This is a genomic window from Pararhizobium sp. P1_E7, from assembly GCF_056405855.1.
The window spans coordinates 1-6,468 of the sequence record NZ_JBFUBH010000116.1 but is presented as its reverse complement, the minus strand read 5'-3'; the positions used below and the strand labels follow the sequence as shown (position 1 = coordinate 6,468).

7 protein-coding genes and 1 pseudogene are annotated in these 6,468 nt (G+C 56.9%); 3 read left to right on the top strand and 5 right to left on the bottom strand.

All coding sequences use genetic code 11. The annotated features are described in order from the left end of the window. Both AC1D17_RS27235 and AC1D17_RS27230 read left to right on the top strand, forming a co-directional pair. The coding region (locus tag AC1D17_RS27235; RefSeq protein WP_477568369.1) for an AI-2E family transporter at positions 1-623 on the top strand (623 nt) is incomplete at its 5' end. A 1,163-nt stretch (positions 624-1,786) separates the two neighbouring features. Next, complete coding sequence (locus tag AC1D17_RS27230; protein WP_477568368.1) at positions 1,787-1,954, top strand: hypothetical protein; 168 nt, start codon at positions 1,787-1,789, stop codon at positions 1,952-1,954. Positions 1,955-2,782: 828 nt separating this feature from the next. Here the strand turns inward: AC1D17_RS27230 and AC1D17_RS27225 are convergent. The 5 genes and pseudogenes from AC1D17_RS27225 to AC1D17_RS27205 form a co-directional block, all read right to left on the bottom strand. Then, the gene (locus tag AC1D17_RS27225) at positions 2,783-3,667 is read right to left on the bottom strand and encodes a transglutaminase family protein (protein ID WP_477568371.1); all 885 of its coding nucleotides are present in this window, start codon (positions 3,665-3,667) and stop codon (positions 2,783-2,785) included. Positions 3,668-3,759: 92 nt separating this feature from the next. Continuing rightward, positions 3,760-3,987 carry a hypothetical protein gene (locus tag AC1D17_RS27220; protein WP_477568367.1) on the bottom strand — a complete coding sequence of 76 codons (228 nt, stop codon included), beginning with the start codon at positions 3,985-3,987 and terminating at the stop codon, positions 3,760-3,762. 19 nt (positions 3,988-4,006) lie between these two features. Beyond that, positions 4,007-4,276, bottom strand: a complete 270-nt coding sequence (locus AC1D17_RS27215; protein WP_477568370.1) for a hypothetical protein — start codon at positions 4,274-4,276, stop codon at positions 4,007-4,009. Positions 4,277-5,039: 763 nt separating this feature from the next. Next, positions 5,040-5,402, bottom strand: a complete 363-nt coding sequence (locus tag AC1D17_RS27210; RefSeq protein ID WP_477568366.1) for a hypothetical protein — start codon at positions 5,400-5,402, stop codon at positions 5,040-5,042. Next, positions 5,330-5,524 (bottom strand): annotated as a pseudogene (locus AC1D17_RS27205) (hypothetical protein); the annotation flags it as partial. The gene AC1D17_RS27210 and the pseudogene AC1D17_RS27205, both read right to left, overlap by 73 nt. Before the next feature lie 394 nt (positions 5,525-5,918). On the opposite strand from AC1D17_RS27205, the gene AC1D17_RS27200 reads away from it, so the two are divergent. Further along, positions 5,919-6,209, top strand: coding sequence for a hypothetical protein (locus tag AC1D17_RS27200; protein ID WP_477568365.1), 291 nt, complete (start codon positions 5,919-5,921; stop codon positions 6,207-6,209). Positions 6,210-6,468: the final 259 nt, after the last annotated feature.

Genomic DNA, 6,468 nt, shown 5'->3' with positions numbered 1-6,468 from the left:
AACTCGCGCTCAGCATATTCATTACCTTCTTTTTGTTCCTGCACGGTCGGCGCATGATCAGTTTCATGCGCCAGATCGGGGAGCGTGTTGCAGGTCCTCGCGCCAGGAGGCTGCTTGCCGTCATCAGTCTTACCGTGAAAGGTGTTGTGTACGGAATGATCGGAACGGCCCTTGCGCAAGGCCTGCTGGCAGGCATCGGCTTCTGGTTCGCCGGCGTGCCTCAATCATTATTGCTGGGCTGCCTGACCTTCGCACTGTCGTTCGTGCCCGGCGGGCCACCGTTCGTGTGGGGGCCGGTTGCGCTTTGGTTGTTCGTGCAAGGATCTGTAGGATGGGGCATCTTCATCGCGATTTGGGGCTTGCTTCTCGTCAGCAGCATTGACAACTTCCTTCGACCGTATCTGCTGAACCAAAACAGCAACCTGCCTGTGCTGCTGGGCCTGTTTGGGCTCATTGGCGGCGTCCTGGCCTTCGGCCTGATAGGGCTTTTCCTGGGGCCGACCTTGTTGGCGGTTGCCTACAACCTCTTCCTGGAGTGGGTCGCAGCGGAACTCGAAGAGCGCAAGCAATCCGCGTCGCCTTCCGTTGCGGCTGAGCACCTCAAAACCGGTCCAAAGGAGTGAGGTCGGCGTATTTTCATTTCATCAGCGGCGCGCCCCCCATGGTGCCATCGGCAACACGGTCCCGATCTCACTGACAAATTCGGGAAGCGCGACCAGCCCGCTATCCAGAAAAAACCGGAAAACTCCGGCGGCCCAAAGTTCGGGGCAGATCAAGAGTTTGAAGATTATTTCATCGAGTGGATGGCTGGCATGGGAACGCCCATCCCAATAGCCGACCCGGCATCTCTCCCGATTATCTGTCTGCTGATTGGCGTCCTCCTCGCCTGGTCGCCTTATTCCCTCCTTCTGCGATTCAACCCGCTTGAAACCAGGCCTTTACGGAACGCACGACGGAAATCGTTGTCATAATATCGCTAATGGGGGGCAGGCCTTAAAATAGACAGGCGCATCGGTTTGCGCCGATGGGGGGCGACCTGGCGGCTCCTCTGTATCGCGATGCCGCTGACGATCGGAGCCATTGCGGTGTTTGGCTCTCACGTTCTCAACTTCGTCTGCCGTTTATCTGGGTCCCAATAATGTACTGAGGCCCGCATGGATTCGTTTGTCGGGCCTGCCTTTCCGTCCCTCCTCTGGCCGCGCGCTTGCCGGCCTGGGCGCTGTCACGCGGTCTCTGCGACGCGGACGCCGCCTTCCCCGCTGGTATCGCCCTGAAATCGCTTGATGATCTGATGAACTGCAACCTCGTCGGGGCCGGCCGCTGGGTAGTTGGCCCGTTCGGAAGGCCTCTTACGACAAGGGCGAGTAGCTCTCCTGCTCTGGATCGTCCTTGTTGTTGCCAACGCCGAGAAGTGCGATCAACGCTTGGCACTCGGGGCTCATCGACCCCCCATTCAGAAAAGCCTGAACGTCGGTTCGCGTTTCATGCCCCCCGGATGGGTCATTCGCCCTGTGAAGCACGAACGTTCTCCGCGTTGCCTCGTCCGTGCCGAGGTACCACCGATCGCCGTTGGAGCTAGAAGCGAATTGCTGAAGGTTTTCCATAGCCGACATTCCCTCGTTTAGAGAGATATGGTGCAGTCGGACAGAATTGCGAGGGAAGCGATCCGTGCCGCCTTTCCGGCGTGTCCCGGCTATCCATCGCTGATCTTCAGCGCACGCTCGGACAAGGCGAGACAGGAACTTTCCCTTCCCATCATCCGTTGTAGCCTCCAAGGAGGTATGACATGGATTACGCTACCTGGATGTTTGAACTGCTCGTTGGGACCACCGTCATCGGTGCTGCGATCGCATACGGCGTGTTTAGTAACCGCCGATGCACTTCCGATTTGAAGCCGACCATGCAGGACAAAATCGATGAGATGGCCTGGCGAAAAGAACTGCTTCGCGAGTAGATACCGGCACCTCGGCATTGTGGCTTTGGGCGTCGGCAGCTCAGCCTGAATTTCTGGGTCTCGTATGCTGGCGACCTTTCCGAAACGGGAGGAGTCCGCTTGCCAGCSACATCAAAACCGAAACTATGATAAAGATGGGCCCAGGAAGAGCGGAGAGGTTTCGGGTTTGCCCGGCGGTCCGCTGCGGATGAATTTTCCAAGCCTGCTTTTCAGCTTGGCTGAGGCCTTTCCTGATCGTTGCTCAAAGGCCTCGGATTTGCGCATAGCCCGACACAACGAGCAGAAGAAGTAAGCCTATCAAGCGCATCAAACCTATGCGGACCCTCTGGGCGAGGAAACCAGTCACGGCACTAGGAAAGCGATGTCATCACCCTTCATGCAGTCCCTTTGATTGGCTTGCTTAGTCTGCAATGTGAACATGGCCCAATCGAGATTGCGATCAATCGTGTCGCCGCAGAGACCCTGCGAAAGGCTCTGGGGCGGTTTCTTGTCAAAGTTGATTAACCTGTCCAACAGCTGCGCGGCCTTTGGTCGCATCCATTCAAGGATAATGCACCATGTCACCCCGCCTAGTTGTCTCTCTACTACTTGTCGCGCTATCTGGTGTTTTGGTGTGGGCATTTCGTTCGCCACAAGGCGAGATTAGCCCCTATTATCTGTCGTCGACAACATGTCCCGACGGCAAGCCTGGGAGCGCGTCCCAACTCTAGATGAGCACTCTCAGCATCTTTTTGGCGAAGGGAGGAATGCTGCCTCGATTACCGCCTCGCTGGTCGGGATCGAAGTTATCATCACCGAGCCTCCGAGGAAGGAGGCTGTCGGCGGCGGCTACGCCGACGTGTCCGCAAGCGCTCTTGAAACCGAGACATCGACCCGCATTCCGTTGAAAGAACCAGCCGTACCGACAAAGCTACCTGACACGGGTACGACCTGTGTTATATCGCGGGCAACTGCCACGGGAATGAGATTGAAGCCGCCGACGCTTCGGTTCGTCGGATCGAAGGTGATCCAGCCCGCCCCCGGCACATAGACCTCCGCCCAAGCATGGGTGGACCCGGACGAAAACGAACCCGCCTGCTCTGTGTCAGGACTGTAGAGGTATCCGGAGACTAATCTCGCGCCGAAACCAAGGCTTCGCGCCGCATCGACAAACAGCACCGCGAGATCGCGGCAGGTTCCCCAGCCGCGATCGATCGTTTGGAGAGGTGCCTGCGTGCCTTCCTCGTCCCTGCTCTGGTATGCGATCCATCCGGTGATGCCAAGGCTCAAATCCTTGAGCAGCGACAGTGTGTCTGTTCCAGGCCCGCAGACAAAGGCGGATGCCCATCTCTGTAGGCGACGGTTTGGATCCGCATAGCTCGGCACGGTTAGTGTGCCGAGATCCTGCCATTCGTCCGCCGAATGCAGGAAGGGATAGGAAGTTGCAGAGGGCGCGATCGTGAAGATTGGCCAGGGCGCGGCATTGAGCTCGACTTCGCAGTCGCTTGTGACAATCAAGCGGTCGGTGAGTTGGAAAAAAGAAGCGGTCGCCACAGCATTGCCGAAAACGTCGCTGGCCCATGTCAATGTTGCAGAAGGTGATGTCTCGATGCTGCTCGTCTTCACGCGCACATCTCGGCTTTCTCTAGGCCGCAGCATCAGGCGGTGCGGCGAGAGGCTTACGAGCCGACCGTAAGAGTAGCTCGTCAAATGGCGGATGCGGACAGTTGACAAGGCACCGTTACTGCGTGTTGAGACGATAATCCGCCAGCGCGGCCACCATCTTGCCAAGGCGAAATATCCGCGGCGTGCCGAATTTCGAGGCCTTATCCTTCATAATTTGGCTCGGTGGCGGCGGTTGGGACCCAGATCAAATTGTCCTCCTTGGATACCCGCTCCTGCCCGAGCTCGTCGTTGCGAAGACGATATTGCGGAGAAAGATCCATTGCCGGGAGAAGTGTTATTACTCGGTACGTCTCGGCCGCGACTAGGGAGAGCCCAGCTCGGCTTAGGAGCCTAACCACTGTGCCGACCGCAAATTTGTGACGGGCCATGCCCTACCTGCCTTTCTAACTACCGTCCCTCGCCTGTGCCATCACGCCGTAGCATCTCTTCGAGCGCCTCGGCATCGACCGGTAACATGCAAGAAACCTGGCCGTTTTCCGGCGTCGCCGGTATGGTGATGAAGGTAGCGACCCGGCGATAGGCGAGCCAGGAAAGACCCTCAATCAATTCTTCGTCCTCGTTTACTTCATAGTCGCCAGGCGCCAGCGGGAGATCGAGGCCATCCAGCGATGCCGGCGCGTTGAAATGAATGGTTCGGTGTGTCGTCCGTGTCATCATGACCGTAGTGGTTTCCATGGGGCCGTCCCAACGAGGTCGCGTTGAGTTGGCCCGAGATGCTGAGACTCGTGCCGCGTGTTGACAGCTTCAAGCGCTCCGAGAAAGTCGCCATAACCGGTCCGGACACTCTCAAGGCAGCTTTACTGCGCCGCCTTCGTTCTCCCAAGACGCAAGCGCCGTTACATCTGCCTGTTTCCGGCGTCTCACCGTATGTGGATAGTTCTGTGAAGCAATAGAGCCCGCAAGGATTCTACGAATGATTGCAACCTCTTCTGGACCAGTTTGTCCCTCAGACGCCCGCATATCTGACGTGGAATAGTTTGCGCGTTTGAGAATTCGCCGCAATATGAGGCTCCCGCGGTTTGTGGTCGATGCGGCTCTCAAGGTCGGAATTTTCACCATAGCCATCCCTCAAGCACCACATACAAGATGAAGGCGAGGCTAAACACGGCCACGGTTCGAAAGGCGGTATCCCTATAGTCGTAGTCGCGAAGTTGTCTAAATGCGGAAGACATCACGTCCTCCCTATGTTGGGGCAGGGGGAATACCCCCCGAAGCGGCAGCGTCCGGATTGATAGCTGCCAGGAACACAACAGTGCGCTTTCCTAATAATATTAGCAAATATCAAATTATATTTTGCCGGGGCCTGACAGTTAGCCTAGCAACTTTTTCGGGTCGATCGCCATCCCAATCGTCGACCGCAAGGTGATCAGCAGCGCCGTTTGCTATCCGCGACTGCGCTTCTTTCGAAACGATGCGCACTTCACGCGTCCTTCCTATTTTCGATCGCCAGTTCCATCACCAAATCCGCGACCTCGACGAGTGCCGCTGCCGCCTCTTCACGCGTCCATCCAGCGCGGATCGCTTCTTCCATGACCTGTTGAATCTTGTTCTCAATCGCTTCCTGACAATCGAGAAATCGGTCGTCGTAGTCGCCATCCTGCTTCGGGGCTTTGATCGGCTGCATGTTGGTTCCTCCGGCCGGCAACGAGACAGTATGCGCCAGTACGAATTGCCAGCGCACGACATCGTCCTTCTCATGCCTGCCTTCCCCTAATATACCGCAAAAGATACCCAATGTGCCGGTGAAGATAATTGCTCGGCATGCGGCCAATTCACGAGGCATAAAGAAACCCGTATGTCCGCCAGGAGTTCGGGCGGCACATCAAGTCCTTCGTTCCGTCGCTCTACGACTGCCCGGCCGAGATGAACGGTATTGCAGTAGATGATGACCGGCGAAACCAGATGATCGATGGTGGCCCTTCGGTTCTCTATGACGCCGTTGTTCTACTGCATGTTTCCAAGGCCTGTAGGTCTGACGCGTCCGAAATCACCACCAGTGGTGTGGGTGACTTGGTACAGCCAGGCAAGGCTCTCCCCTGTTCTTAACCTCTCGCGCCTAGCTCCAAACGGTGATTGCTGGCCGGACGCCAATGCCTCTTGTCGTAACCTCCTCGGGCACGCGCGTCCTCGGGGGCAGCCGCGATGCTCGATTTGATGCAAAGAAATCTGCAGTTGGTGCTATCGATAGGTTCCGGCATGCAATCATGTGTTTCGGCATTCTCAAAAGATTGGATCATACCTTGGATATCCCCACCTGGACGAAGCCCGCCCTGAACGGCGCCGTCGTCGGTGCTATCGCATGGCCATCGTTGGTTTTACATGGGGCGGCTGGGTGACCGGCGGCACGTCGCGAAAGAATTCTGCAACCGAAACGTCCTTGGGGATTGCAACGGCCCTGACGCCTTATTGCGTCGAAAAATCCAAGGCCGATCCATTGGCTGCTGCCGTGCTTACCGAACTCAAAGCTGCCGGCGCATATTCCCGCAGCGGCATCGTGGAAAAAGCCGGTTGGGCAACCCCGCTCGGTGCAGACAGGCCAAACACCGAACTGGCGAAATCGTGCGAACTTGAGATCAGCAAGACTCTGTGAAACCGGTCGATGGGCACAGATGACGCCCATCTGTTTCCGACAGACACTGCAACGACCGTCTTTCCAATTAATCGGTGCAGTCGCATTGGTAGTTGGCTTCGAACGGCAGAGAGCGCCGTTGCGTTGGCACGGTCTCTCATCTTGCTTAGGAGGGGGAGGATTTTAGGCCACCATGCTAAGCTGCCTCTGATTTTTTGCAATTTCGATTGCCAGCTGTCAGTTTCAATATTTCAGAGGATGACCATGTCCAAATTCACCG

Excerpts from the sequence above, each read along its gene's own strand:
- AC1D17_RS27230 (WP_477568368.1), top strand. The coding sequence starts at position 1,787 with ATGGATTACGCTACCTGGATGTTTGAACTGCTCGTTGGGACCACCGTC.
- AC1D17_RS27220 (WP_477568367.1), bottom strand. The coding sequence starts at position 3,987 with ATGGCCCGTCACAAATTTGCGGTCGGCACAGTGGTTAGGCTCCTAAGC.
- AC1D17_RS27215 (WP_477568370.1), bottom strand. The coding sequence starts at position 4,276 with ATGATGACACGGACGACACACCGAACCATTCATTTCAACGCGCCGGCA.
- AC1D17_RS27210 (WP_477568366.1), bottom strand. The coding sequence starts at position 5,402 with ATGCCTCGTGAATTGGCCGCATGCCGAGCAATTATCTTCACCGGCACA.
- AC1D17_RS27200 (WP_477568365.1), top strand. The coding sequence starts at position 5,919 with ATGGCCATCGTTGGTTTTACATGGGGCGGCTGGGTGACCGGCGGCACG.